At 56.3% G+C, this 26,357-nt stretch carries 15 protein-coding genes and 1 tRNA gene; 3 read left to right on the forward strand and 13 right to left on the reverse strand.

The annotated features are described in order from the left end of the window. Positions 1-9 precede the first annotated feature (9 nt). The 3 genes from VO84_RS08690 to VO84_RS08700 are packed head-to-tail and all read right to left on the reverse strand — an operon-like array spanning position 10 to position 2,387. A complete protein-coding gene (locus VO84_RS08690; protein ID WP_058187268.1) occupies positions 10-780 on the reverse strand; it encodes an SDR family oxidoreductase in 771 nt (256 codons plus the stop codon). Next, positions 777-1,487, reverse strand: a complete 711-nt coding sequence (locus tag VO84_RS08695) for an alpha/beta fold hydrolase (RefSeq protein WP_231737842.1) — start codon at positions 1,485-1,487, stop codon at positions 777-779. Before VO84_RS08695 ends, VO84_RS08690 begins: the two co-directional genes overlap by 4 nt. A 51-nt stretch (positions 1,488-1,538) precedes the next feature. Next, complete coding sequence (locus tag VO84_RS08700) at positions 1,539-2,387, reverse strand: alpha/beta fold hydrolase (protein WP_058187270.1); 849 nt, start codon at positions 2,385-2,387, stop codon at positions 1,539-1,541. A 130-nt stretch (positions 2,388-2,517) separates the two neighbouring features. Between VO84_RS08700 and VO84_RS08705 the strand changes: the two genes are divergently transcribed. Next, positions 2,518-3,153, forward strand: coding sequence for a CGNR zinc finger domain-containing protein (locus tag VO84_RS08705; protein ID WP_058187271.1), 636 nt, complete (start codon positions 2,518-2,520; stop codon positions 3,151-3,153). Positions 3,154-3,308: 155 nt separating this feature from the next. On the opposite strand, the gene VO84_RS08710 is transcribed toward VO84_RS08705, so the two are convergent. Then, positions 3,309-6,740, reverse strand: a complete 3,432-nt coding sequence (locus VO84_RS08710; protein ID WP_058187272.1) for an outer membrane beta-barrel protein — start codon at positions 6,738-6,740, stop codon at positions 3,309-3,311. Positions 6,741-7,193: 453 nt separating this feature from the next. Continuing rightward, positions 7,194-7,979, reverse strand: a complete 786-nt coding sequence (locus tag VO84_RS08715; protein WP_058187273.1) for a DeoR/GlpR family DNA-binding transcription regulator — start codon at positions 7,977-7,979, stop codon at positions 7,194-7,196. A 181-nt stretch (positions 7,980-8,160) separates the two neighbouring features. Here VO84_RS08715 and VO84_RS08720 point away from each other — a divergent pair, with 181 nt between their 5' ends. After that, on the forward strand, positions 8,161-10,248 hold the full coding sequence (locus VO84_RS08720) for a beta-N-acetylhexosaminidase (protein WP_058187274.1): 2,088 nt from the start codon (positions 8,161-8,163) through the stop codon (positions 10,246-10,248). 478 nt (positions 10,249-10,726) lie between these two features. On the opposite strand, the gene VO84_RS08725 is transcribed toward VO84_RS08720, so the two are convergent. Together VO84_RS08725 and pgsA are read right to left on the reverse strand one after the other, a co-directional pair. Then, a complete protein-coding gene (locus VO84_RS08725) occupies positions 10,727-14,434 on the reverse strand; it encodes a TonB-dependent receptor (RefSeq protein WP_058187275.1) in 3,708 nt (1,235 codons plus the stop codon). A 700-nt stretch (positions 14,435-15,134) separates the two neighbouring features. Further along, positions 15,135-15,770 (reverse strand): CDP-diacylglycerol--glycerol-3-phosphate 3-phosphatidyltransferase, encoded by a 636-nt coding sequence (pgsA, locus tag VO84_RS08730; RefSeq protein ID WP_231737843.1) that lies wholly within the window; start codon positions 15,768-15,770, stop codon positions 15,135-15,137. 112 nt (positions 15,771-15,882) lie between these two features. On the opposite strand from pgsA, the gene VO84_RS08735 reads away from it, so the two are divergent. Further along, positions 15,883-15,959: transfer RNA gene (locus tag VO84_RS08735), tRNA-Val, on the forward strand. 135 nt (positions 15,960-16,094) lie between these two features. Here VO84_RS08735 and VO84_RS08740 read toward each other — a convergent pair. The 6 genes from VO84_RS08740 to VO84_RS08765 form a co-directional block, all read right to left on the reverse strand. After that, positions 16,095-16,538 carry an MGMT family protein gene (locus tag VO84_RS08740; protein ID WP_231737844.1) on the reverse strand — a complete coding sequence of 148 codons (444 nt, stop codon included), beginning with the start codon at positions 16,536-16,538 and terminating at the stop codon, positions 16,095-16,097. A gap of 732 nt (positions 16,539-17,270) precedes the next feature. Continuing rightward, positions 17,271-18,539, reverse strand: a complete 1,269-nt coding sequence (locus VO84_RS08745; protein WP_231737845.1) for a multicopper oxidase family protein — start codon at positions 18,537-18,539, stop codon at positions 17,271-17,273. A 350-nt stretch (positions 18,540-18,889) separates the two neighbouring features. Beyond that, a complete protein-coding gene (locus VO84_RS08750) occupies positions 18,890-20,521 on the reverse strand; it encodes a phospholipase C (protein WP_082661851.1) in 1,632 nt (543 codons plus the stop codon). A gap of 9 nt (positions 20,522-20,530) precedes the next feature. Next, the gene (locus VO84_RS08755; RefSeq protein WP_157439804.1) at positions 20,531-21,820 is read right to left on the reverse strand and encodes an MgtC/SapB family protein; all 1,290 of its coding nucleotides are present in this window, start codon (positions 21,818-21,820) and stop codon (positions 20,531-20,533) included. A 118-nt stretch (positions 21,821-21,938) separates the two neighbouring features. After that, complete coding sequence (locus VO84_RS08760) at positions 21,939-25,103, reverse strand: efflux RND transporter permease subunit (protein ID WP_058187277.1); 3,165 nt, start codon at positions 25,101-25,103, stop codon at positions 21,939-21,941. Between the two features lie 32 nt (positions 25,104-25,135). Further along, positions 25,136-26,254, reverse strand: coding sequence for an efflux RND transporter periplasmic adaptor subunit (locus VO84_RS08765; protein WP_231737846.1), 1,119 nt, complete (start codon positions 26,252-26,254; stop codon positions 25,136-25,138). Between the last annotated feature and the right edge of the window lie 103 nt (positions 26,255-26,357).

A 26,357-nucleotide genomic window follows, 5' to 3' on the forward strand; every position in this document is an offset into this window, starting at 1 on the left:
CACTCGCGGTCAAATCCCCTTGACCTCACCGCCATCCATACGAACTGAGCTCCCCGTCATCCACTTTGCAGCGGGTGACACCATGAATGCCAGCAGTTCCGCAATCTCTTCCGGCTCTCCATAGCGGCTTATACCCGCATCTTCAGGAAACTTTTTCGTGGCCTCGGCAACGCTCATGTTGTGCGCGGGAGCCCACTTTTCGAGAAAAGACTTCCGCCGTCCCGTCATCACGGCTCCCGGCACAATGCTGTTCACCTGCACGCCATCCGTAATGCCCTGTTCCGCAAAGGCCTTGGCCATCGCGATAATCGCTGCATTCGTTGCTGCCACAGCGGCGAATGCCGGCTTGGGATCGAGTGCTGCACTACCGGACATGAAGACAACGGACCCGCGATTCGCCTTGAGCGCATCCCACGCGCGAATTGTCAGCCGGCGCGCCCCATGCAGCTTCAGTTCCATGCCCGCATACCATTGCTCATCGCTCATCTCAAAGAGATCAATTTGAGGCACAGCCCCGGCTATGTTGAGAAGCGCATCAACACGGCCATACGCATTGAGCGTCGTTTTGATCACCGTCTCGGGAGCTTCCACTCCGCTCAGGTCCAGCACTATGCTGTGCGGGTCAGCGCCGGCTCTCCGCACTTCATCCGATACCTCGATCAGCGCATCCGCGTTCCTTGCAACAAGCACCACCTTGCCAAAATCCCTGGCAAGCCGGATTGCAGTCGAGCGGCCAATGCCCTGGCTTGCTCCCGTAACAATCGCAACCGTGTTGTTCATTGTCCTTCCTCCTGCAATGCCGTCTTGGCCGCTTCAAGAATGATGGCCGCAACCTTGTCCGGCGCGGTAAGCAGCGGTGTATGGTCCACGGCAAACGAGCGGATCGTTGCCTTCATGCGCTCAGCCATAAAGCGCTGCGTCTTTGGGTTGATCATCCGGTCCTCTTCCGCAAGCAGATACCACGATGGCTTGTTCTTCCATGCCGGAGCAGTCACAGGCTGCTGAATGCACTTCACGGAGATGGGCCGCTGAACGGCACGGCAGAGCGCAATCTGCTCCACCGTTGCATTTTGCGCAAAGGCCTCGGCAAAGCTCTCATCGGGCATCCAGATAAATCCATCTGCATCCGGGGCAAGCTTCGGGGCCTTCGCATGCGGCTCATCTCGATAGAAAACCTCTGCAACGGTCTCCCCCTCATCCGGAGCCAGCGCCGCAATGTATACCAGCGCCTTCACGCGCTCGTCGTGCGCGGTTCCCACCACAGCGCCGGCATAGGCGTGGCCGGCCACAATCACGGGACCATTCGTGCGGGCAATTGTCCGCCGCAATGCTGCAGCATCATCGCTTAGCGATGTAAGAGGTATTGGTGCAGCCACAACACGCAGCCCCTCCTTCTCAAGCCTGCGAATCACCGGCTCCCAGCTTGATCCATCGGCCCATGCGCCGTGGATCATGACCACGGTCGCGTTCTGGAATGCTGACATCATGCTTCTCCTCTCATCTTCTCTTCTTGAATTTCAGCGCAAATGCTGCGGCGCTCAGCTAAAGAAACTCACAATCTTCTTTGCGATGACGTCGCCGAGCTCTTCCAGCGCAAAATGACCGGTGTCGAACAGGTTCAGCTCCGCCTTCGGAATGTCGCGCAGATAGGCCTGCGCACCTTCGACGGTGAAGAATGGGTCATTCTTTCCCCAGACAATCAGCGTCTTCGGCTGCTTATTCCGGAAGAAGGTATGCCACTCGTCATAGTGGGTCAGGTTGGCCTGGTAGTTATGCAGCAGACTCAACTGGATGGCGTCATTCCCCGCGCGGTCCATAAAGTGCTGATCCACCGTATAGGAATCCGGGCTGATGCGGCTCGCGTCCTTTACTCCGTGCGTGTACTGGAAGATCGTTGTCTCCAGCGTCAACAAAGTGCGCACCGGCTTTTCTGTCTCCGGCGTCCGATTGGCCCAGAACGGCTTCATTGCGTCAAAGCCTGCGCCGATTCCTTCCGCATAAGCGTTCCCGTTCTGCACAATGATGCCTTCGATTGCATCCTGATGCTTGAAAGCAATGCGATACCCAATGGGCGCGCCATAGTCCTGCACGTAGATGCTGAACTTCTTCAGCCCCAGCGCGCTGAACAAAAACTCATCCACATACTCCGCAAGATTGTCGAAGGTGTACTCAAAGTCACTCACGCTCGGCGCGTCGCTGTAGCCGAATCCGATGTAATCGGGAGCAATGATGTGGAACTTTTCTGCAAGCTGCGGAATCAGGTCGCGGAACATATGCGACGAACTGGGGAAGCCGTGCAAAAGCACGATCGTTGGAAGATCCTTCGATCCAGCCTCACGGTAGAACATCTTGAGGCCGCGAACAGTAGCGTGTTGGAATGTTTGCATGATCTCTCTTCCTTTCTATGGCGAATCTTGCGCCGATTCAGGCACCGATGAAATGAGCGTAGTGGACACCGTTAAAAATGTCAACAGAGGTGTTATGATTTTCATACAGTATTTTTGAAGAGGGGGCACATTGAGCACTGTTCTTCAGGAACCCGGCGAGTGGGTGGATGGCTTTTTGTTCGTTGCGAACAAGCCGATTCTCGATTTTTTGAACACGCGTCCGGTGTTGGCGCAGGGGCCCACGGAGCTTCTTACGGATTTCCATGCATTGGAGCGTTGGTTCATCGCTTCAGAAATCGTGAGTTCCGCTCGGGTGAAGAACCTGCTGCGGAGCTGGCGGCCATCTCCCGAGGCGGCGGCTTTCCTCAAGGGCCTGCGTGAGTTCCGCGAACGGCTGCGAGACGCGGTGCTGCGCATGGAAGGTGGCTCGGCCCCTTCGGACGAGTTCATTCGAGAGTTGAATGCAGGCCTGTTGCAACATCCGCTAACTGCGGTGCTTCGCAAGAGGGAAAAGCGAATCGTTCGCGAATCACACTTCGATCCGCAGCAGCTTGCAGACCTGTGGACGCCGTTCCTGGATGCGGCAGCGGAACTTGTGAGCGATCCGGACACACACCGCCTGCGTCAATGCGAGGCCTGCGTCGTTCACTTCTTTGATACCAGCAAGAAAGGCTCACGCCGCTGGTGCAGTATGAATATCTGCGGCAACAAGCTCAAGGTTGCGGCGTATCAGCGCAGAAAGCGGAATAACGACGCGTCCAGCTGAAGGCCGGCGTGAGTCTATGACAGCCGCACACATCACACCATTTCGTAGTTACTCCTGTAGGGAGTAACTCGAACAAGTTCTCTCAATAACTCGCGACAAAAGTAAAGCAGGCCGGAGCAATGCTCTGGCCTGCTTGTTGTTCGCCTTGCAGCGGGTTAGAAGTTGATCTTTGCGCCGATCTGGATGCGGCGGGGTGAGTGTCCGCCTGTAACCGAGCCGAAGGCACCGTCAGCCAGGCTGGAGTCAACCGTGCTGAAGCTCTCGTGATTGAAGGCGTTGAAGAATTCGCCGCGGAGCTGGAAGTTGACGTTTTCCCAGATACGGACGTTCTTGATGGCCGCGAGATCCCAGTTGTTGTATCCGGGACCGACGAGGCTTCCATTGCTCTCCGAGCCGAAGTGGTTTACCGCCTCCGCAAACGAGCTGGTGGAGAACCACTGGGCTACGCTCTTGGTGTTCTGAACCTTGGCAACCTGGTCAGGGCGATAGGTACCGAGGCCGAGGCCCGCGTTGATTCCGAGGGGATCGAACGGGTCGCGGATGTTCGAGAGCGAGAAGTTCTGGCCAGAGAGGAATTGCGTGATGCCGGAGACTTCCCACCCGCCCGCAACGTGGCCGACGATACCGTGCTGACCCTTGAACCAGGGCAGGTCGTAGACATAGTTGGCGGTGAAGGTGTGCTTCTGGTTGTAGTTGGCGGGACCGTAGTCGAGCGTGAAGTCGTAGCTATTGGTGGCCGTGTTCGAACGGTCTGAGGTGTTGGTCGTCAGGTCCTTCGAGAAGGTGTAGGAGATACCCGTCTGGAAGCCGTGCGAATGATGGTTGGCGCTGAACTGCAGCGAGTTGTAGTTGTTGGTGAAGAGCGGCGCGCGCGACGTGATGCCTGCGTAGCCCGCGTAGGGACGGATGTAGTTGACGCTGGAGTTGGTTGGAGCCGTGAGACGCGCGGCCACGGTGGGCTGGTTCTCATCGAACTCGCCGAGGAGGTGACGCGCCTGGTTGCCGAAGTAAGCCAGCTCGAGCACGGTGCTGGGCAGGAGCTGGTGCTGCACCGAGAGGTTGTAGTTGGCATAGTTAGGCACCTTGAATGCCGGCGTGCCGGTTGCCGTGATGCCGTTGGGGCCGTAGGAGATGGCCGCGGCTCCATTGAAGATGTTGTCGAAGGGAACGTTGTTGATGGTGGTGCGCTGCGCCAGTGGCGGGTTGGCAAAGGCGTTCTGTTCCCAGATGCCGTCGAGCAGGCGGTCATAGAAGATGCCGAAGCCGCCGCGAACCACCGTCTTGCCGGTGCCGAAGAGGTCATAAGCAAAGCCGATGCGCGGTGCGAAGTTGGCGTTTGAGTTGGGGTTGACATACTTGCCGAAGGGCGAGCAGGAGACGAACGGCGAGACTGCCTGGGCGTTCGAGCATGCCGCGCCCTTGGGGAAGATCAGGCCGTTGGTGTAAGTGGACGGCAGCAGCTCAGTCTGGTCGGCGTACTGACCGGGTATGAAGTTGCCTGCATTGGAATCGGTGACCGCGTTGCCAGCATCGATCTGCGGAGTCAACTGCGGGGCATAGTACTTGGGATCGAAGTTGGACAGCGTGTTATTTACATCCGTCGAGGAGGGGAAGCGGCTCCAGCGCACGCCGAGATTGAGCGTGAGGCGGCGCGCGATCTTCCAGTCGTCCTGCGCATACGCTTCGCTGTTGGCGAAGTGCAGGTCTGGGATGATGTCGGGCAACGTCTGGCTGAAGCTGGCTACATTGCCGACCAGGAAGTCGCCCCAGGAATTGAAGTTGAAACTGGGGTTGCCGTTGATGGCGTTTTCGGTTTTGATCATCCACTGCGTCTGGAAGCCAAAGCGCAGCGTGTGCTTACCGAAGTTGAAAGATAGGTTGTCAAAGATGGTGCGGTCCAGGTTGCGCTCAGTGTATGGTGTGGAGCCCGCGGTGAAACCGGTGACGCCGGTGATGGCGATGGAGGGAAGCTTACCGTAAGGGTCCGGCTTCCACTGGTTGGTGAGCTGGCTGATGACGGAGGAGTCCTGAGCAAGCGCGCCCGGGTTGTAACCGCTGGAGTAGCCGCCCTGGGCCCATACGAATTCAAATTCGTTGACGGCCCTGGGGCTGATGGTCCAGGTCAGGTTGGCCACGACATTCTTGCCGGGTGAGTTGACGAGCGCGGCAGCGAGCCCGGGATAGTTGGAGCCTGCCCAGAGACCTTCAGGATCTTCGACGGGCATGTCATCGGCCAGATACCGGGCGTAGAAGTGAAGCTTATCGCTGAAGTACTGATCGACGCGGACGATGTCGTTGCGGAAGTTGTTCTGCGCCGAGTAGGAGAAGGTGTAGTTGGAGCCATCATTGGCCGGAAACTTGTCGAAGACATTGGTGAGGTAGACCTGCGAATTCTGGCTGTAGCAGGAAGGAGAGATAGTCGTGGTGTTCGACTCTGCATTGTAGGTGGCGCAGCCCGCTGGCGCACCGGTGTAGTTGCCTGCGACCTGGCCGGCAAGATTGGCCTGCGTTGCCGCAGCGAAGGAGTCGCCGCCGGGCGTGCTCTGCTTGCGCCACTCTTCAGCCCAGAAGAAGAAGGTCTTCTTTTTGTCGGTGTTGTAGAACTTGGGAATGTAAACCGGGCCGCCAATAGTGAAGCCATAGACATTGTGGTGGTTGACGGCGTTCTGGTTGGGCTCGTCGTTGATGGCCTGGGCGCGCTTGTTGAACCACTCGTTCGAATCCAGAGCTGTGTTGCGGAGGAACTCGTATGCGTTGCCGTGGAAGCCGCTGGTACCGGCCTTGGTAGCAACGAGAACCTGGCCGCCGCCGGAGCGTCCGTAGCCCGCGTCGTAGTTGCCGCGCTGGAGGGTGAACTCCTGAATGGCATCGACGTTGGGCGTGTTGACAATGGTGGTGTTGGAGCCGGAGTCGTTGATGTCGGCTCCGTCCACGGTCCAGTTGTTGGCTCCGGTACGGGCGCCGTTGACGGACATGGCGGTATTGCTGGCGACGGTTTCGTCGCCCATCTGACTGACTACGCCGGGCTGAAGGGTGACGAGCTGCTGGAAATTACGTCCAGCGAGCTCGAGTCCCACAATCTGCTGGCTGCTGAGGGTGCCGGACTGTGCTGAGCTCTCGGTATCGACGGTGACGGCGGCGGCTTCAACGGTGACCGTGGTGGAAGCGGCGCCTGCCTTGAGCTGGATGTTGAAGCCACGATTTTGGGCAACCGTGAGGACCACGTTCTTGGCGAGGTAAGACTCAAAGCCGGCCGATGCGACTGCAACCGTGTAGGTTCCGGCGGGCAGGGTAGTAACTACATAGTTGCCGGAGGCGTCGGACTGCACGGTATGAACAGCCTTGGTTGCATTCTCCGTGACATTGATGGTGGCGTTAGGAATGACTGCGCCGGTTGTATCGGTCACAATGCCGGTAAGCGTGGCAGTGAGTTCCTGCGCGCGCGCAAACTGCGGCACAACGAGCAGCGCCGTAAGCAACAGACCCAACAGCAGGCCCGCGGGTTTCCTGAGATGCCTGATCGGCAGCCTGGTACAGATGGCCGATAGGCGGGCATGTGTCATCTGCCTCAAATTGATTTGTGACATAAGCACGTCTCCTTTTTTCTTTTTCTTGCGATCCGGAAGCGACTTCGCGCGACGCGGACCTGATGCCGGTTCAAACTTCTGGGAGATCGTCAGGCCGGAAAGTCTCCCAGCGGGAGCCCGGACCGAGTTGGAGGTTGAAAGAGCTGAATCGAGGGGTTGGCGTTTCCTGTTTTTGCTCCCACGTCGAGATGCAGCACGGCTTTCGGTAGCTTGTGGATACGACGATAGGATGAATTTTCAGAAAACACAAGAGCAATTTTGAACAAATCAGCCTTAAATGATCATTCCTTATGCCGATCTTATGATCAACTACGACGCAAATACTTGATTTTGCTCAAAGTATAAGATTTGGCGACTTTGGGCCGCATAGAGCATGAGACAAGAAAATGGGGTGGAAATCGTAGTGATTCCCACCCCAAAGCTCGAGCCGCATGCCTCTGAATTTGGGAACGCTTAGGCCAGGATGACCTTAATCCCCTGCTTTTGTAATGGCGCCAGCGCCTCGGGAGAAGCGCCCGTATCGGTAATTAAAATATGTATGTCGCTGAGGGGGCACAGAAATGCCGGGCCCACGCGTCCCAGCTTGCTCGAATCCGTAACTACGATCACCTGCTTGGACTGCTTGAGCATCTTGCGATAGACCAGCGCCTCTTCCGGCTCCAGTTGGGTCACTCCACGCTCCGCGTCGAGACCCGTGATCGAGACAAAGAGCCGGTCCATATACACATCATTCAGATAGGTGAGCGCCGCATTGCCGGTAAGTGAGAATGACCATGTCCAGGGCACCACGCCGCCGGTGAGATAGGTGCGGATTCCGGGCTGATTGCACAGCTCCATCCCGATGTTGATCGCGTTGGTAATGACTTTAAGGTTGTCACGATGGCGAAGGCTGCGGCCGACATAGGTTGTGGTAGTTCCGGCGGTGAGCCCAATGGTCTCGTTGGCCTGCACCAGCTCCGCGCCGGCTAGACCGATTCGGCGCTTTTCCGCGGCGAAGCGTTGCTCGCGAGCCAAAAAAGAGGAATCGAAGCGAAAAGGCTCATAGAGCAGCGGTTCCACAAGCGTGGCGCCACCGTGTGTGCGGCGGATAAGGCCGCGATTTTCCAGGCGAGCCAGGTCACGGCGGATGGAAGGCGCGGACGAACCGGCCACGGCAAGCAGCTCCTCAATGGTGGCTGTGCCAGTGCGGAGGAGATGTTTCAAGAGCTGCTCGGCACGCGGGCTTAGGGCGTCAGACATTGTTCTCCAAAGGGTTCGGGCGCAGTGTACGGGAAACCGAGCACCCTGATCAATCAAATTTACGCGATTTGCTCAAAATTTGCTTGTTGGCATGATTGATTACGCGAGATATGATCATGAAACAGTTTTTTGACATATATCCGGGCCTGAGGCGCGGTGAGAGCTTTTTGAGGGCAAAGGCATGATTCCAGACAACAGCAGATGTGTGCGCAAGTCGAGAGTTTTGCAGGGAGCGCTGACTATTGCCGCGCTAACGATTGTGATTGTGCAGCCGGGCAACGCTCTGCAGGCGCCGAAGCTGTCGGTGATGCCTTGGCCCAAGTCCGTGGAAACGGGCCAGGGTGAGTACAAGCTGGATGGATATTTCCGCGCGGGATTTTCCGGCGCGCATGACGCACGGCTGGATAAGGCGCTGAACCGGTTCATCGTGCGGCTGAACTTGCAGTGCGGGGGTGTCCGGCGTACGCAATACGATGCCAAGGATAGCGATCCGCTCTCGCTGACATTGTCTGTGGCGGGCCCGGGCGGAGCGGTGCAAGGCATTGATGAAGACGAGAGCTACAAGCTGAATGTGACTTCAAGTGGTGTGGCGCTGCGGGCGGCGACCGATGTGGGCGCGATGCATGGGCTTGAAAGCTTTCTGCAGCTTGTGACGATGCGGGATGGCGCTTGCAGCCTGCCTGCGGTCACGATTGACGATGCGCCCCGCTTCGTCTGGCGCGGATTCGAACTCGATGTGGTTCGCCACTTTGAGCCGATCAGCGTGATTGAACGGACGCTGGATGGGATGGCGGTGGCCAAGCTCAATGTCTTTCACTGGCACCTGAGTGACGACCAGGGTTTCCGCGCAGAGAGCAAAAAATTCCCTCGGCTCACAGAAAATGCGTCCCTGGGGCAGTTCTATACGCAGGATGAATTGCGGCATATTGTGGCGTATGCGCGGGCGCGGGGTATTCGCGTGATGCCGGAGTTTGATGTGCCGGGACATACTGCGAGCTGGGTTTACGCTTATCCGGAGCTGGGCGATGGGCGGACTGTGAGGCGGATTCCGCAGGAGTTTCAGGAATACGAGACGAACCAGGGGGAGCTCGATCCGACGAAGGAGTCCACGTACAAGTTTTTGGATACGTTTATTGGGGAGATGGGGGAGATCTTTCCGGATGCGTACTTCCATATTGGCGGCGACGAAGTGGATGGTTCGGGATGGAAGACAAGCGCATCCATCCAGGAGTTCATGCAGAAGAAGGGATTCAAGACCAAGGACGATCTGCAGGCGTATTTCAATCAGCGTCTGCTGCCCATTCTTCAGAAGCACGGCAAGAAGATGGTTGGGTGGGATGAGGTGCTGAATCCCGCGCTGCCGAAGGACATTATGGTGCAGAGCTGGCGCGGCGAAGAGTCGCTCTCCGCCGGCGCGGCACAGGGCTATACGGGGATTCTCTCGGCTCCTTATTATCTCGACGGGCAGAAGACGAGCGAGGAGATGTTTCTTGCCGATCCGATACCGGCGGATACGAAGCTGACGCCCGAGCAGCAGAGCAAGATCATTGGCGGCGAAGTCTGCATGTGGGCGGAACAGATTTTTCCGGGAACCGCTGACTCGCGCATCTGGCCGCGCACGGTGGCTGTTGCGGAGCGGTTCTGGTCGCCGCAGAGTGATCGCGATGTGGCCGATATGTATCGGCGTCTGCGTGTTGTTTCGCTGGAGCTTGAAGATGCTGGTTTGACGCATATCTCCGGGCCTGCCAAATTGCGCCGCAGCATTGTTGGGTCAACGCATACCGGGGCTATCGATGCGATGGCGTCGGTAACAGAGCCGGTCAGCTTTGGTGATCGCGAGGACGCGCAGCATACGGATGCGCTCACTCCGCTGAATGGTTTGGCGGATGCGGTTGTGGCTGATCCGCCGGCGCGGCAGGAGATTGCTGCTGAGGTGGATGCGGTGATGAATGAGCACTCGAAGGCTGCTGAGGCTGCATTGCGCGAGAGGTTCCTTGCATGGCAGCAGGCTGCGCCGGAGCTTCTTGCGCTTGCGCAGAAGTCGGGACGATTCTCGAATGCCGGTCCGCGTGTGGAACAGCTTGCGGCACTTGCCGCGGTGGGGCTTGAGTCGCTGGCATATATTGATGCGCATACGGCTCCGCCTGCCGGATGGCTGAATAAACAGAAGGCATTGCTCAAGAATGTCGAGCAGCCTGGGGCCTATGTGCGATTTGTGTTTCTGCCGGCGCTGGGTAAGCTGGCGGAGAGTGCGGCCACGAGCCGTTAGGCTTTGTCCGTTAGTCCCACCCCTGGCGCGAGAAACAAAACGCGCCAAGGATGGGGTGCCCGAATATCGTAGTCAACGACCGAAAGGCAACCGTGTCATCCTTCGACTCGTCCCACGATCCCCGTGAAACGAGTCGAAGGATGACACGGTTTTCTTTGTGCTAACTCTTCGGTAATCCGGGTGCAGGTTTAGGCTTTGGTTTAGGCTTTTTCTTCTCTTCGCGTTTTCCCGTATCTTTGTTTCCCATGCCAGGATTTTAACGTCGAGTTGATGCTTGTGGAAGTTCAAACTGCACCACCTGCTTTTGTGGTACCTGGGTCCTTAACTGCAAGGACCCGGGCTAGCCGGCGAATGGGAGTGCTGTCCTACTCATGGCGTAAAGCGCGCCATCGATGGGGGCACCCAAAAGTGTTTTAAGAATAAGCAAAAACAGCGGCGGCTCGGATTGAGCCGCCGCTGTTTTGCGTTGAATGGAGGTCTAGAAGTTGAAGCGTCCGTTGAACTGGAGGGATCTTGCTCCTGAGGTGGGCGAGTAGGGCTGGCCGAAGGTGGTGATGTTGCCCAGGTTGGCGTTGCCTACAGTATTGACCGGAACATTGGAGTTGGTGCCGTAGAGGAGGGCGTGGTTGAAGACGTTGAAGGCTTCCATACCGACCTGGAACTCGGTCTCGTGGAAGATGTGGAAGGCGCGGAAGATGCTGGTGTTAAAGTCGGATGCTCCAGGCCCGCGGAACTGGTTGCGCCCGGTATTGGGGAACGGCGGCGTGACGTTGTCAACAGTGGAGGCGATGCTGGGATTGGCGAAGGAGGTCGGGTCGAACCATCCTTTGCCGCCGCTGAGGGCGGCACCGCCGGCAGTGCCGCGGTTATGTCCGCCGAGCTGGTGATAGGGCTTGACGAGCTGGGCGTAAGTTGTGCCGATGCCGGGTGCAATGTTGCCGAGGAGGTTGCTGCTGGCCACCACGCCGAAGGGAGTGCCGCTCTGGTGGCTGAACTGGCCGTTCAACTTGAAGCCGCCGGCGATCAAAGCAGCTGCGCCATGGTTTGCCCAGCGCTGACCGTAACCGAAGGGCAGACTATAGACCGCATAGACCTGCACGTTGTGCTTGATGTCGTATCCGGCCAGACCACGGTTGAGATAGTAGTAGGCGGGATAGTTGAACTTGGTGCCCTCGGAGCCGGAGCCTGCGCCATTGTCTTCAAAGTCAATGGACTTGGCGAAGGTATACGTAAGGCCAAGAGAAGTGTTCCTGGCGTTCTTGCGCAGCTGCGACTGAAATCCGTTGTAAAAGGACCGGAACTGCGGTTTGTTCAGGTTGATGCCGCCGGTGTTATAGCAGGCAAGGTTCGTGGTTCCTGTGCACCACTGCTGATTGATGATGGTGTTGTCCTGGAAGCTGCAGTTTCCGCTGAGGCCGGTGGAAGGATTGTACTTGCCGTTTGCCATGCAGGGTGTGCTTGAGGACGGCAGGGGCGCCGAGTTATAGGGAGTAACTGTGGCGGGCTGGCGAACATATTCCGTTCCGACGTAGCCGATGTTGCCGATCCAGCCGCCGGGCAGCTCGCGCTCCACGATGAGATTCCAGCTCATAATGTAGCCGCGGTCGTAATTGAGCGGGACAGTCTGAGTGCTGGCCGCCACAGGCAGCGAAACAAAACCGGTGGCGAAGCTGGGATAGGCGATTCCCGGGATGCCGTAAGAGAGCGTCATGGGAGCGTTGCCGTTGGCCGGATCCACGGGGAGTGTTCCGTTGCCTGACCCGGAGTAACTGACGGTGATGGAACCGGGATAGGCATCGCGCATGACGCGGTAACTGTCAGGGTCCGTAGTCATGCCGAAGCCGGTGCGGACGACGGTCTTGGGCGTCATGCGATAGTTCAAACCGAAGCGCGGGACGAAGTTGCCCCAGCCGACCTTGAGGCCTGCTGCCTCTGGATTGCCGTTGACGCCTCCGATTTCGACGTTGCCGGTCTGTGGCAGTTCAGGATGCACGAGGTAGATGCCGGTGTGGTCCTTATATGGAGTGGGGTAGTACTCATAGCGGACGCCGTACACCATGGTGAGCTTTGGCGTGACCTGCCACTGGTCCTGGGCATAGAAGCCAATGGTGGTCCAGCGGAGGCTGTTGGGATCGCGGGACTGCTCTGCTTTTGAGACCGCGGACCCGGTACCGTTGTTGGGCAAACCGAGGAGGAAGTCTGCCAATGCGTTGTAGGCGTTGACGGGATTGGTGCCGGTATTGGTCAACTGGCCGTTGAACTGGAAGCCTCCGCGAGGATTGGAGACGCCTGAGCCGAGGTTGGGCTGGAAGTGGTTGAGATCGAAGTGGTAGTAGGTAAAGCCGTACTTGGTGGAGTGATGGCCCTTGACCAAGCTCAGGTTGACGTCTCCGGTGAACTGGTTGTCACGGAAGTGGAAGGGGTTGGCGGTCTGTGCGTTGCCCAGTGTGGTGAACAGATTATTGAAGGAGAAGATGGGCTGACCGACGTAATCCGTGCTGCTGGCGCCGCTGGCTGGCTGGTTGGTGCCGGGAATTTTGAGGACGTCTGTGCCGAAGTCACCGTCTTTGATATCGAGAGTAGACTGCGCACCGGAGTTCTGGCGGGTGAAACCGAAATCGGCATCAAGAACGAGGTTGGACCCGAAGACGCGGCTGTAGCCGAGACCAACATTCTGGACGCGTCCGCCGGTGTTGCCAGGCTGGCCGCCATCCATGGTAGTTCCTCCGGCATCCCCGAGCGCTTGGGGATCGAGGATGCTGAAGGGCTCAATGGAGTACTTACCGAAGAGATGGCTGTTCTCGTTGGGGTTGAAGTCGATTTTGGAGTCTGAAGAAGTCTTGGTGTAAGCGTAGGTGCCAACGGCGTCGAAGTTGTTCTGCAACTGCCCCTGCAACAGGCTGGTAGTGGGAGTGCCAAGACTGCTGGAGATGGGCTGTAAGAGCGCCAGCATGGTGGCGGCGGCATAGGATTGGCGCGAGGCCGGAATGCAGTTGCAGCCATACTCGTCAAGAAATGTAGTGGTGCGATTTGCGGGAGCGAGATAGGGGCCGGTGCCTCCGGGCTGCGGGTCATAGAGAATCGGCGAGCCGGAGTTTCCGGTGAGGGCGAGGTCAGCGATTTGGGAGAAGTCGCCGCCGAGCATGTTGGTATCAGGCACGGAGAAGGTGGCGGTGATGAGCTTGCGCTGCGTGGTGCGCTCAAAGTTCTCAAAGAAGAAAAGCTTCTTTTTGCTGGTAAGAATGTGGGGAATGTAGACCGGACCGCCAATGTTAAAGCCAAACTCGTGGAAGACGAATTTGGGCGGCGTTGTGGGCAGGATATAGGTGTAGGGCTTGGCGTTGATGGCTGCGTCCTGGTAGAACTCCCATGCGCTGCCGTGGAAGTGCGCGGTGCCGCTCTTGGTAGTGATTTTGATGGCTGCGCCGCCAGCCTGGCCCTGTTCCGGATTGAAAGCATTGGTGGTGAAGCTGACGTTTTCAATATCGTCCGCGGGCGGAACGTAGGCAATGATGTAGGGCAGCCATCCGTAGTAGTTGACGGCTCCGTCAATGCGGGTGGTGTTGCCGTTGTAGGAGTTGCCGTTGATGTTGACGCTCATGGAGCGGGACGGGTTGGCTGAGGTGGAGTTCTTCTCCTGCACGGCGGATGCGCCGGGAATGATGGTGTAAAGCGCCTGGTAATTGCGGCCGGCGCTGGAAGTAATGGGCAGCGATCCTATCTGGGTCTGCGTGAGCTCGGAGTTGACCTCAGCGGATTCCGTCTGCATGGAAGCGGCGGCCGAACTGGTGACTGTGACTTCTGTTGTAACGGAGCCAGTCTGGAGAGTCACATCGACGCGGACCTTGCTGTTGACTTCTACCTTGATGTCGCGGACGCGGTATGCAGCAAAACCCGTGGTCTGCGCGGCTAGCGAGTAGTTTCCGGGGAGAACATCGAGAAGGTTATAGGAACCGTCGCCGCTGGCCTGCGTGACGCGCTTGTCACCGGTATCCTGGTTCGTGAGTGTAATGGCCACGTTCGGCACGACTGCGCCGGTTTTGTCTGTGACCGTGCCGCTGATGGAACCGTAGAGAATCTGGGCATGTGCTCTGCTCCCAATGGAGAGCAGTAACACCAGCGCCACCAATGCAGCGAAACGGAACACACGAATATTGCGAATGCTGGCCTGTATCTTTCCCTTCATAGAGCCTCCCTGAAATTGCCCAACTTGCCTTACGACTGCGCTGTCCCGCGCCTATAGCTACTTGCGCTTATGCGATAAAAACCCACTCTCCGGGCATATCTGCGCGTTAACGCAGACGGCGGCGGAAGGAGGGCTTTAATTTGCGACCCGAACTATAGGCCCGACTCAATTCGCTTGTCAAGCAACAAATAGATCAGTTTCCAGCAAATCAATATCGTCGCCGGTACCCGGAAAATTCGGCATTCCACAGCAAATTCCGCAAGAGGGTTGGTTTTTGGTTCGGCTCCTGCGTAAATATGGAACTGAGGCGGCAACCTGTACAAGTTCGATCCGTGGTGAAATGCATTTTTTCACCAAAATCTCGTTTTCAACCACGCAAACAGACGTTACAATCGGGCGCAAAGACGATTTATTGATTCTTCAGAAGTGGTTTCACCTCAGGCGGGTTTTGCGTCTATTTTTAGTGCGTTGCAATTGCCAGATTGAACCGGAGAAATAGGAACACGTATCAGAAACTATGGCCACCGTATGCAAGCATCCTAGAGTTCGCGTCGTATCGCGGCACGAAGACACGGAATTTGTCGAGTGCCTGGAATGCGGCGAGGTTTTTGATTCAGAAGAGTTTCAGGATATGGCAATCGAGGAAAGCGCGGAAGCCGAAGAGGCAGAGGCTGAGTCCTGACCGAGTGGGCCTGGCGGGCTAACTCGAGCTTTTCCCCGGCGCGCCGGTGCCGTTTGCCGCAAAATGCTGCGTTTTGCGGCTCACCACCCAGGCATAGTGCAGGCCGGAGAGAATGGTCAGCGCCATCGTCGCATCGAGCGCCAATTGCCTGAGCTGCCACACCCATTTTGCGCCGTCTACCTGCACCAGAAGCACGGTTGCAATCGCCACAATCTGCGCCACTGTGTTGGCTTTGCCCAGAATGCTTGGCCCGAAATCACGCCGGCCAACTGCATAAAGAATTGCCGCAACAACCAGGATGCCGACATCGCGGCTGAAGACCAGCACCGTAACGCGCACGGGAATCAGGTTCTTATGCGTGAGTACGAGGAAGAGCGTGCTCAAGAGCAGCTTGTCGGCTACCGGATCGAGATACTGACCGAGCGCTGTTCGCTGTTTGAGCAGGCGAGCGAGCAGGCCGTCGAATGCATCCGTCAGGCCGGCTACGATAAAAAGCGCCAGGCCCGCGACAAAATGCCCCTCCAGCACAGCCATCACCAGAAAGGGCGCCAGGCATATGCGAGTCAGCGTCAGCAGGTTCGGCGCTGCACGCAGCGGGTTTGTTATGGATGCGCTTGCTTGATCGGGCATTGCTGGCGGCTCGGCAACGATCATATTACATCCCGCGCCCCGCCTGGTCGCAGCCGCATTTTGCTCTCCGCGGCAATACTGTTAAACTATTCCTCAGGCCGTTTCCCACCCTTATTGATGGCCGCATGGTATGTACAGGCGCGTAGCTCAGTTGGTTAGAGCGCTTCCTTGACACGGAAGAGGTCGCTGGTTCGAGTCCAGTCGTGCCTACCATTTCAAAGACATCCCAAATAGTCCAATCGTGAAGGCGACTTATGCCTCACTCAGGCCGGCCACGCTTAATGCATTCCCTGAAATGTTTTTGGAGCGAGAGCATATCCGCAGTAACTTTAAGCTGCGCGTCCACGATCACTGATAGACCTCCCAGGGCTTAAGCAAATATTCGAACCGCTCCATATCGACTCGTTTTCCGTTAAACTTCACACCCTCTAATTTCAAACGCGCTCGTTGCTCGTGCGCAGCAGCACCGCGTAGCTTGATCTCGCCGCCTGCGCCCAATACGCGATGCCATGGCAACTGATCGACCGGGTCCGTACGCAGGAGTCGAGCAACGGCACGATGGTAGCGTGGGTAACCAGCAGCAGCAGCAACATGACCATAAGTGCTTACTTTGCCGACCGGAATCGAGAGGACGATGTGACGAAATGCAAGATCGCGCTGCTCGTTTGGCCGCAATGCATCTCGTAACAGGCTTCGCTTGGCCTTTTCGACGGAGAGCTGATCGAATGAGAAGCCCTTCGGCAGCGCTGCTCGCTTCGTCCTAGACGCTTCCGCCGGCTGCTTCTTCTGCACCTTATCTTCTCCATAGACCTATGGATCGCATCAACTCACTAAGCCCTAACAACAATAATCTCCCCGCGCTGCTGATTGCAGTGGGAGACCTGAGACGGGATATATAAGGATGTGTAACGAGGAGGTGGAGGCCAGAGACGGGATTGAACCGCCGACGCCGGCCTTTTCAGAACTTAAACGACAAGTAATTTCAACAACTTAGACGACACGGATGGCACCGTAAGTCTCTGCAAAACAGTATAAGAGATCGTTCGCTTGGGTTAGATTTTGGGTTGCAAAGTTTACCCTGACCGTCCCGATTAACGCTGGGATGCCCGGTTTTCTGTGCTAATTTGCTGTCGATGAGCGCCTTGGCGATAATGCGCTCATCGAGAAAGTGATAACGAGCCAATCGGCACCAATCACTTGTCCGATCCGCCGGTTACACGGCAACTTACCGAAGACACAGATCGATCTGAATAGGTCAATGAGCGCGTTGGCCTGCAGGCGTCAATTGACCATTTAGACGGCAGAAGCTCACCGGATCTTAGTTGGCTTACGAGGGCCAACCCGTCGGCAGTAGAAGCTGCGTCTCATCAAAGCCGCTTTCACGCCGCTGACAATCCGGACATTCCTCAGCAGGTAGAAGACATAGCTCCTTCACCACCTGGGCGCGGGCGAAACGCTCTGACTCCAACGCATTGACAAATGAAAATCAAACAACGATCTTCCAAAGTTCTCGATCACGAAGGGTCAGACAATGACTTCGTAGGGTCTCATCATATCGTTTGCCTCATGCTCCAAGAGATGACAATGCCATAGATATCGCCCAGCGTATCCCTGAAAGGGGATGATGATGCGGGTGACTGACTCCGGCGGGCACTGCACGACATCTTTCCAGCCCATCTCGTGGGCTCCAGGCTGCCTTGCAGCATCCGTATAGTCCAAGGGTAAGGTGTTGCTGGCAAGGTAATCGTCGACCGAAAAGGTTCTGCGATCAAGAACCTGAAATCGAACCATGTGAAGGTGAATTGGATGTGTATCCTGCGTGAGATTGGCGAGACTCCAAATCTCAATGGAGTTCAGCTTGACCTGCTCCGTCACCGGATCGGCCCAGTGTTTTCGATTCAGCAGCATGGTCATCGCCATACCACTGTCATCGTCGAACTCATTTAATGTCATCATGCGGGTTCGCTCAGCCTGTTGATCAGTGAGACGCTCGATGGTGCGCAAGCTCTTTGGAAGCTGGCTGGTGTCATCCGTTGGAGCTTTGCCAACACGGAACTGCATCAGTTCAAGATCATCGCTCTTAAGAACGACGTTTTGGCCTCGTAGGCCACTGAAATCCACGATCAAATCTGTGCGCTCCGCAGGCGCAAGAACGATCCGCGCCATTTCGACCGGTGCGGCAAGCAGCCCTTGGTCGCTGCCGATGACGTGGAAGCTCTGACCGGTTGACAACGACAAGGAGAAGAATCGTGAGTTGGCGGTGTTCACAATTCGCAAGCGATATCGTCGCGGCTCGACATTCTGATAAGGCCGCACTTTGCCATTGACTACCATCGCATCGCCTAGGAACTCTTGAGACCATGCGCCCTCGTCTGGCGGATTGGGATAGTACAGTTGTCCCTGCTGATCGAAACTGCGGTCATAGATCATCAGTGGAAGCTCGTATTTTCCGGATGGCAGGTTAAGGCTCCTCTCAACCTCGTCTCGGATCAGATACCAGCCCATCAATCCGGCGAAGACATTGAAGCGGCTCACCCCCATGGCATGGTCATGCATCCAAAGCGCGGTTGCGTCCTGATGATTTGGGTAATAGCAGAGCTTATTCTTCCCGGGTGAAAACCAATCCTCCGGATAACCGTCGCTGACCGAAGGAACGCGCGCACCGTGCAGATGTGTCACCACGCGCGTTGGGGGATCCGATGTCATTCCCGGCATCGGAGGATCTAGAGGAAGGAAGTGTCGCGGCGGCAGATCATTGATCCAGTCGACTAGAACGCCTTCGCCACTCTGCACCTCGAACAGTATGGGAGCTGATGTCGAGCCATAGCCCCAGAGACGTGAAGTCGGAAGGTCACGATGAAACCTGCATTCCACCTCACGGATGTGGACAGCATAATATGGCACGTCGACTGCACCGTGAATCGAAGACGATCTCCGGCCTTGGATCTTCTGCAATATAGGCAATGGCAATGGATCAACGAACGAGGTCAAGTTCATCGCGTCGAGTGTTATCGCTCGTTTGCCGGACATCGGCATTGGCCGAGGAGAAATATGCCCCCAACTACTACGCGCAAATATGGCCGGCGCGGCAATCCCGGCCTGCTGCAGAAGTCTTCTACGTGTCCAACGTTTCACCGTGCTCCCTATTTTCCCGCCTGCACCAGGCCTGTGTCTGGATCAAGAAGCAGCTTGCCCGCATTCTGAGGCATTTTCTTGCTGAAGTCGAACATCCCAAGCAACGATCCTGACTGCGCATCGAAAGACCCTCCGCCGAGGCGTTTGCCGTCGAGGTAGAGGTCTTCGATGAAACGGATGATCGAGGCCTGATCCGTTACGGTGTGGTCGACATAATTTGCCTTCGCCCAGGGAGAGATGACCAATAACGGCAAGCGCGGCCCTGGCCCGCAGCGGCCCTGAGCATGCTTCGTCTCTGGTTTGACTCCCGGAAGGGCCCCCGCACCATCGCCACACTTACCGGGCTCATCCAGGCTATCTGTCGCTGTCGCTGAGCCATTTGCGGTCTTCGCCTTCAGGTGGTCGTACCAACCGTCTGAGTCGTCATAGGCAATGATGACCACAGTGTGATCCCATTCCGGCTGCTGCTCCAGGAAATTGATCACGCTCACGATCCATTGCTGCTCATCGAGCGGGCTGGAATTGCCGGCATGGCCGTTCTGGTAGGCTGCAGCTTTTAGATAACTGATCGTCGGAAAGTTACCAGCCTTAACTGCATCGAAGAAGTCGTGGGTATCGTATTGATGATTGGCCCCTCCGTCATGATTGGTGCCCACCGCCTGTGGTGATGAGGGCCTCATATGTTTCGGATTTGCAGTCGACTGGTAGTACTGGAAGGGCTCGTGGTGTGGAACATAATCCCTGGCGCGCACTTTGGTCCAAGCAGACGTTGAATTTCTTCGACATCCGGTGCTGCCGTCTGGATTGACCACACGGAGGTCGAATCCGCCCTGAAAGAAACCCCAGGAGATGTTTGCTTCCGTAAGAAGATCGCCGATATTGCGGCCGGTCATGTGAACCAGCGCGTCGGAGGTGCTGGAGCAAAGATCGTTGATTGGATTGGGATCGGAAATCATAGTGAATCCTCCGTTCCCATCTGGGAGCATGCCACCCTCGGCGTTTTGATCATTGACCACACCATTCGTCTGGCCCGAGGCCAAATTGATGGCTCCCGGTGTCGATGGTCCGAAGATTACGTCGAAGTGGTGGTCGCTCATTGCGTAGTGCTGTGCATAGTTCCAATAAGCGGTAACCGTGTTGCCGTCAAAATAGCCCATGGTTAGACCGCTCGTTGCAAGAACCCCGGGATGCTCTCCGACAACGCGGGGGCCGTCGGGATGACCGACCGAGGCAGGAAACAAGTCCATCTTCCCGCCATCAAACGCCTGCTGCTCCGCGCCGTAGCCGTGATCCTGATCAGCTGTTGCTGCCTGCTCGCGGCTCAAGCGGAAAGGATTGGAACGCCCGGCCCCGTTCTTGGGATTGAGGTAGTTTGGGTTCCTGGTCAGCAACTCATCGTCATATCCTGCCACCGTCGGCGTTCCTGGCAAAGCCATGAACGCGGGCTCTCCTTGAAGATTGAGCGCGTGCGGATAGGTCCCGAAGTAATGGTCGAAGGAAACATTTTCTTGAAAGAGAATGACAACATGGCGGATTTGTTTCTTTGCTACATTCGTGTCCCACGCATGTAAAGGGGCTATCACAATGGCGGTAGCCAGTACCGCTCCAATGGAACGCTCGATCGAAGTCCTCAACTTCATTCTTGATCCTCACCCATGAAAGTGTACCCACGCCATATCGGCCAGCATCCCCGCCGAACCCGCTGCTGCCGTGCCGATGAGGCTTAAGGTTAGCCTGGTACGATAAGCTCCCGCGCCAGGAACTCGTCGCAACAGTGGAATATTGATCAGGATACTGGTCAGGCTGGCAACCACGACACCGTTCACGCCTGTAAGAGGCGACAATTCTCCGTGATGAATAAGCGTTGCGGCTGCAGCGATCGATGAACCACTCGATAGCAATCCTCCCGCCGCACTCACGAAGTAAAAGCTGGCCGATCCGAAATACCGCTGCGCAAGGGCCCCAACGACGTTGAGGGTAAGGAACACCGCCCCAAATTTCAGGGCGGCGGAAAGGCTGAAGGGCGAGTCAAGTGTGAGCGGCTTGGCTGACGCCGCTTCGGCTACAACTGGGTGTATACGCCAAAGCACGACACCGGCCAGGAGCATAAGTCCCATTGGCGGGAGGGTGAGAAGGATCGCTTCTGTTGAGTGAGCCAATGCAGCAACGATGATTGTATTGCGGATCGCCATCGCGCTCGTTGCCAATATGACGCCACGATAAATAATCGGAAGCAGGACCTCACTATTGCTTCCAGCGCGCATGATGAATTCAACGATGACTTTGCGGCTATTGATAAGGCCGCCAAAGAACGCGGTCAATTCCATGCCCTTTGGTCCAAGCACTTTCAACAACACATAATTGACGAACGCGATACCCGCGATCAAAATCACACTTGCCCAATTCGATCGCGGATCGACCAGATGACCGGGACCGACCGGATGGGCGGGAAGAACCGGCATCACTATGAAAGAGAGTGCGGCAAGAAGGATCGCGGAGCGAACTTCCTGTTGCGAGAGACTTGAGGTAAACGCGTGGATTGGCTGCTTCCAGGCAAGAAACGAATTGCACAAGATCGCAGCAAGCACTGGAGTATAGAGGTGTCCCATGCCGCAGAGGATCGCGCAAAAGGCAACGATACTCAGGCTCAAAGTCGTTGTCGTGGCTAGGTGGTCGTGTGCCGAGAGCCTGCGCCAGTTGATGAACGTCAGTACAAGCAAGATGATAGGAGCGGCGATCCAGATGAACTGCGTTCCGGCCACCCCGGCCAGACATCCCAGGATGGCAATCAGTCCGAATGTTCGAGTACCAAGTTTGCCGCTGTATTCCCGCTCGATACCGACAAAAAGGCCGATAGAAATCGCAACGCCGAATCGTTCCAGGATCGGGAGAAATGGCCACTGGTCGGCAAACGCCCCTTGCGGCATGTCTGGCATCATAACCACGCCTCGATGATATTCGCTTCGAGAGTCACGGTATTCTCCGAGTAGGCATGATATTCCGGATTCCCTCGTTTATCGACATCTCATAAAGTTTTTGGGGCCATATGTAGTGCGCTTATGCTAATTGTGGCTTGTTGCGATACGCGAGATAGAATCCCGCCGGGACGAGAAAAATCGTAAACAGTACGGATAGTGTTAGACCGCCGATAAGAGCCTGGGCGAGCGGAGCGTACGCTTCACTTCCTTCCCCTAATTTGACTGCCATGGGTAAAAGACCAATCAGAGTCGCGAGAGAAGTCATCAGAATCGGCCGGAGGCGAACTCGGCATGAAGTGATAATAGCTTCCCGCACGGTCGCGCCCTCCTTCAAGAGATGGTGCGCGAACTCGACGATGAGAATGCTGTTCGACAGAGCGATACCCGCAAGCATGACCACTCCCATCAGAGACATCACATTGAGGGTTGTTCCCCACAGAAGGAGCGCCACCAGAACACCGGTAATACCCGGAGGCAGCGCGAGCAGGATGATGAAGGGATCAAGGAACGAGCGGAATTGAGCAACAAGGATGAGATAGAGCAGGAGCACAGAAAGGGTGAGACCGATTGCGAAACTGCGAAAGGACTCATTCATTGAGTTGACACTTCCGGTGAGCTTGACGTCTATTCCAATTGGCGGGTGGGTGGATGCAACAATAGCGTTGATTTCACGGGTGATTCGATCGAGGCTTTCCTGCTGGGGTCTGACATAGATATCGATGAAGCGACGAATCTGTGTGTGGTCCACTTCTGTTGGCGCTTTGAATTGTTCGATGTTGGCGACCATGTCCAGACGCGTCGGTTGTGTGATATTTGCACCATGCAATGGAATAGCCTTGAGATCTTCGAGAGTCTTTACCTGACCTTCCTTGTACATGACGGTCAGAAAGTAATTGTTGCCGCTCTTTGGATCAATCCAGATACTTGGTGCGATCATCACGTTCGAGGTGAGTGCCGTGATGACATTTGAGACAACTTCTTTTTCCGTGAGACCAAGCTCGCTGGAGCGAGTGCGGTCGACGGAGATGCGAAGCGATGGGTAGTCGATGTCTTGAGGAATATAGACGTCGGCTATCCCGCGGATGCCCCGGATGCGTGCGGCGATGTTCTGCGCGGTATCGTAATCAGCTGTGATGTCGTTCCCTGCGACACGTACATCAATCGGAGCTGGAGCCCCCATGTTGAGCACACCATCGACGAGGCTTCCGCTCGAAAAGAAAGTCTGAAGCTCCGGCATTTGTTGACCGACGGCTCGCTTGACCTCATCGATGTAGGTGTAGCTGCTGGTTTTGTGATCCTCAGAAAGCGCAACCTGGGTAAAGCCCGTATGCATAGCTGAATTGGGGGTGAAAAGAGCCGAAAAGCCGGGATCGACACCGATGTTGGTCACGGTCAGACCCATATCGTGCCTGGAGACGATATGCCGCACGATATCTTCAAGCTTTGCTGCTTCCGCTTCCGTATCGATCAGTCTCGTTCCAGAGGGCGCCTTGAAATTGACCACAAACTGGCCTGCATCGGTACGCGGAAAGAAGGAAAGCCCAAGAAACGGAAATAGTGAGAGGCTCAACACAAAGAAAACTCCAAAGACTACGAGTGTCGTGCGGGGCGCGTCGAGAATCTTCTGGACCAGTCCGTCATAACGGCGAAGCAGTCCTTCAAAGCCGGCACTGAATCGAATGTTGAACCGATACCACAGCCCCGGGTTCTTCGGCTCATGTGCCGGGTCAATCGCATGCTCACTCTCGGCGGATTCATGAACTACATCTCCATGCGGGCTCTTGATGAAGCGAGCGCAGAAGAGTGGAACAACTGTAAGCGCAACGAAGTAGGATGCGAATAGAGAGACGACTACCGCGAGCGCCAGTGCGGAGAAGAGGAAGCGGCTCACACCGTAGAGCATTGTCACTGGAAAGAAGACGACGACGGTGGTCAGCGTTCCGGCGAGAACAGGTAGAGCCACCTCCTGGCCACCCTTTTCTGCGGCTACAAGCGGAGACTCGCCCCCTTCGAGATGCCGAAAGATATTCTCGAGTACGACAACTGAGTTATCGATGAGGCGTGATAGCGCCAGTGCGAGACCGCCAAGCACCATGCTGTTAATGGAGCTTCCGGTCAATTTCAGCACGAAGAAGGTTGCCAGAAGAGAGAGCGGGATCGAGAAAAACACTGCAAGCGTAGCTCTCACACTGCCCAAGAAAATTAGGATCATCAGGCAGGTGAGAAATAGTCCAATCCCGCCCTCGTGAACGAGAGTTTCGATCGCGGTCTTTACAAACCGTGACTGATCAAAAACCACGTCGGTCTTGAGCGAGGATGGCACATCGTAGAGCTTCTTGAGTGTATCGCGCACTCCATTCACGATGGCGATGGTGTTTGAGTCAGAACCAGCCTTGAAAATAGGCAGATATACAGCGCGCTGGCCGTTGACGCGAACAACGTTGTACTGAAGGCTGAAGGAGTCCTTAGGAACCGCAACATCTCCAACACGAACTGGCGACTGACCGACCATCTTGATGGGTACATGACCGATGTCGTCTGCGCCCTTCAGCATGGAGTTTGTATAGAGGTCATAGTCCAGGCGTCCGATTTGAACATCGCCGGCAGGAAGGATTACGTTGGCGTCATTGATGGAACGCACGACGTCCATGGGGCTAAGTTGGTTTGCCTCAAGCTTGTAGGGATCTGCATAGAGCATGATCTGACGCCAGCGGCCACCAAAAGGCTGCGGTACAGAAGCTCCTTCAACGCTCGCAAGTTGATTGCGGACAAAGTTCTGACCGAAATCTTTGAGCTTGCTCTCGTCGAGGCCTGAACCCGCTAGGGTAACGAGCGAAACCGGGATACTGGCGGCGTCCTGTTTAAGTATGACGGGAGGATATGTGCCAGGCGGCATGTCTCGCAGATCGCTCATGGCTAGTGAGGAGATGGTGGCTGCATCCGCATCCGGATCTGTCCCGGTCCGGAAGTAGACACGGATGAGACTGACGCCGGGCAGGGAACGAGACTCCATATGATCAATGCCACTCGCGAGCGTGAACTGGCGCTCAAGGTGGTAGGTGATATTGGTTTCGATCTGTGCCGGCGGCATACCGGAGTAGAAAGTTGCAACCGCAACTACAGGCAGCTTGACGGCAGGGAACATATCGACGGGCATGTCAGAGGCGCTGACGGTGCCAAGAATCATCACGACAAGGCAAAGCACAACAATCAGATAGGGGTTACGAATTGAAAATCCCGACATCGTTCCTCGCTCTTGTTAGGTTGTGGCGAATCTCAGCTTCGGTTGGACTCGTTCTCGTAACTGGCTTGCTTTGCCTCTACCTTTTCACCATCCGAGAGACCGCTATGCCTTCCGACAACTACTGCATCACCTACTTGCAGCCCGGAGAGGACTTCAATCCTTGATGGCGTCTGAAGTCCTGTGGCGACCTGGACAACATGAACTACTCCGGAGCGAACGACGTAAGCCTGCTCTACGCTGGTTCCAAGTCCATCGATAGCATCCACGGGTACGCTCAGAGCGTTGGGGCGATCGGCTAAGTGAAGATGGACCTCGGCATACATGCCGGGGACGAGGCTTCCATCTTTATTGGGCACGTCGATCTGTGTATCCATGGTCCTTGTAGCCATGAGGACCGAGTCGGCATAGCGCGCTATTTTGCCGTGAATGGTGCGAGGAGGATTGGAGATATTGATATCGACGAGTTGGCCGTCCTTGACTTCCGCCACGTCGGTGACTGGAACTGGCAGCGTAAGGCGGAGAAGATCATTTTGTGCGAGACGGACGACGGGCATCGATTGGGTCTGAGAAGAAATACCGGCTTGAATCATGGAGCCGGTGTTTGCGTAGCGCTTAGTAACCACCCCCGTGAACGGGGCACGAATTGTTGCATACTGCATCATCGCCTGAGTGCGGGCATACTCGGAATCTGCTGCGAGCTTCGACTGTTGCGCAGCCTTGAGAGCCGAGCGGGCGCTTGCCAGCTGAGCAACCGCTTCCATGTCACGGGATTGAGCCACGTCAACATCCTGCTGCGGGACCAGACCTTTGTTCTTGGTGGAGACATCATTGATACGCTGATAGGAGAGATGTGCAATATTAGCGCCAGCCTCTGCCCGCTGGATCGCGGCTTGTGCGGTGACGACGTTTGCTTCTGCTGCAGCAACGCCGGCATTCGCCTTGGCGACATCATCGGCAATCTCTGGAACTTCCAGGATCGCAAGAATTTCTCCCTGCTTTACATGAGACCCAATATCAACCCGTATCTCCTTGACGTAACCGGCAATCTTCGCCATCACATCGACATCCTGAAATGCTTCGAACTCCGCTGAAAGAACAAGATTGTTCTGGAGTGTGGCGGGGCCTACGACCGCCACCGGAACTGTCGGCAACTCAGCCGGAGGGGGCGTACTTGATTTGCAGGATGTCAGAACCAAGGTGCTCGATATACTGATCAGCCCAAACGCCACTGCACGTCTCGATAAAGCCATGGAA

Source organism: Occallatibacter gabretensis, assembly GCF_001449115.1.
GTDB classification, from domain to species: domain Bacteria; phylum Acidobacteriota; class Terriglobia; order Terriglobales; family Acidobacteriaceae; genus Telmatobacter; species Telmatobacter gabretensis.